This window comes from Carboxydothermus islandicus (assembly GCF_001950325.1).
GTDB classification, from domain to species: Bacteria; Bacillota; Z-2901; order Carboxydothermales; family Carboxydothermaceae; genus Carboxydothermus; species Carboxydothermus islandicus.
The window spans coordinates 128,965-130,904 of the sequence record NZ_BDJL01000035.1 but is presented as its reverse complement, the minus strand read 5'-3'; the positions used below and the strand labels follow the sequence as shown (position 1 = coordinate 130,904).

General features: G+C 39.1%; 2 protein-coding genes. Both read right to left on the bottom strand.

The genetic code is table 11. The features are described from left to right. Positions 1-116 precede the first annotated feature (116 nt). A complete protein-coding gene (locus tag ciss_RS06380) occupies positions 117-668 on the bottom strand; it encodes a DUF5317 domain-containing protein (RefSeq protein WP_075865447.1) in 552 nt (183 codons plus the stop codon). 35 nt (positions 669-703) lie between these two features. Further along, positions 704-1,915 carry an HD-GYP domain-containing protein gene (locus tag ciss_RS13830; protein WP_369689025.1) on the bottom strand — a complete coding sequence of 404 codons (1,212 nt, stop codon included), beginning with the start codon at positions 1,913-1,915 and terminating at the stop codon, positions 704-706. Between the last annotated feature and the right edge of the window lie 25 nt (positions 1,916-1,940).

Sequence of the window (1,940 nt, the reverse complement as noted above, 5' to 3'; positions counted from 1 at the left end):
TCTTTTGTTCCTGCTCCTTAAAACCGCTGTTTTTCGCCCTACTTTGGGGTAATTTTATTTTTGGGTTTGTGTTTATACCTTATTTGGCGCGGTTCTCTCAACTTAGCAATTTACTCTTACCGAAATACGGTAAGCTTGTAGTTTTTATTTTTTCGGTAGCGCATGCCTTTAAATACCAGCCAAAAAACTCCGACGGTAATAAAAATATCCCCAAAGCTAATAATGGGCTTCCCGTAAGAAAAGGTTATGGGATAAAACCAGAGATAAATATTATCTGCCAAAAAAACAAGACGGGTATGCTCATCAATTAACGTATGGGTTCCTAAAATCCCCTGCTTCATCATCGCTATCCATTCGGGAGAAATGGTTCGCGGGTCCGCCGGCATGTAACCGCCATTGGCGGCAATTACCAGGAAATTCAAAAAAACCCCCAGGCCGATTAATCCCATTCCCGGCAGTTTGATGTTTTTATAAATCCCGTAAAAAAGCAGGAGGTAGGAAAAAAGGTGAAGATACCTGCCGTAGGCCCGGATAAAGGGATGGGCCATCTGGTAATCAATAAGAAACTGGATTAAAAAAGCTAAGATAAAGGAAAAAAGCGCCGTAAATTCCAATTCGGCTAAGTTTTTCAGCCGGCCTTTAAAAAGATAGCCGAGAATAAGCGCCAAAATCAGTGCTTCTAAATAAATAACTATTCCTCCCTTCAGGTTCCTTCCGCCGCCGCTTCTTTTAACGCTTCCAGTTCCTTTTCCCTTGGGTCAAACCGTTCCAGTACTTTTAATAAAGCTTTGACCACCTTGGGGTCATGTTGCTGTCCGGCATTCCTTTTCAGTTCGCTCATTGCCTGTTCTTTGGTTAACGCCGCCCGATAGGGACGGTCCGAAGTCATGGCATCATACGTATCCGCCACAGCAATAATCCTGGCTCCCAGGGGAATTTTTTCCCCGGAAATTTTATCGGGATAGCCGGTACCGTCAAACCGCTCGTGGTGGTGCCGGACCATCCCGGCGTATTGTTTTAAAAAGGGTATTTCCTCCACGATTTTCGCCCCCAGTACCGGGTGCTCCTGGATTAACTCTTTTTCTTCGGGATCCAGCGTTCCCTTTTTATTTAAAACGGTATCAAGGATACCGATTTTGCCAACGTCATGCAAAAGCGCCATAAAACGAATATTTTCTAACTCATCGGGCTTCATCCCCATTTCCCGGGCAATTTCTACCGCCAGTTCTGAAACCCGCTCCGAATGACCTTTGGTGTACGGGTCTTTAGCTTCAAGGGCCGCAACGAGAGCCCGAATGGTGGAAAGGTAGGATTCTCTTAAATCGGAATAAAGTTTAAATACGTAGCGGGCGATGAGAAGGGGGATGAAGAATAGTATAATACCAGGAATACCTATGGAATTATATACTAAAGCCATTAAATAACCTAAAATTGCTAGTAAAGCATAATTGGGTATAAATCCTTTGAAGTTATCAATAAATATATACACAAAAGGTAAATTTAACGAAAGGCTTGCAGCTAAGCAAACTAATAGAACATTTATGAATAAATATACAAATGTAAAAATAAAAATTGCCAAAAATGTACTAAAAACATTTGATGGTAGCAAGTTGAGAAAAAAGTTATGTATTATTCCTGCAATACTAATAGTTATAATTATTTGGCTAATATTAAAAATTCTTTTCAATATAGATAATTTAATATTTTTTAAATCAAATTTTCCAAAGTCAAGTAAGAAGGAAATTCCAGCTATTAAAGCTGCAATTTTATAACCAAATATCAAAAAAGCAGCAACATCAAGCCCAAACGCTACTGAGACTTGGCCAAATTTTGGCATTCTTATTGATAATCTCTCAGCAATTGTTTCAAAAAATATAAAGACGATAAAGGCTAAAAAATTTTTATTTAAATTCAAAACTTCAAGAATATAACTTTTAATT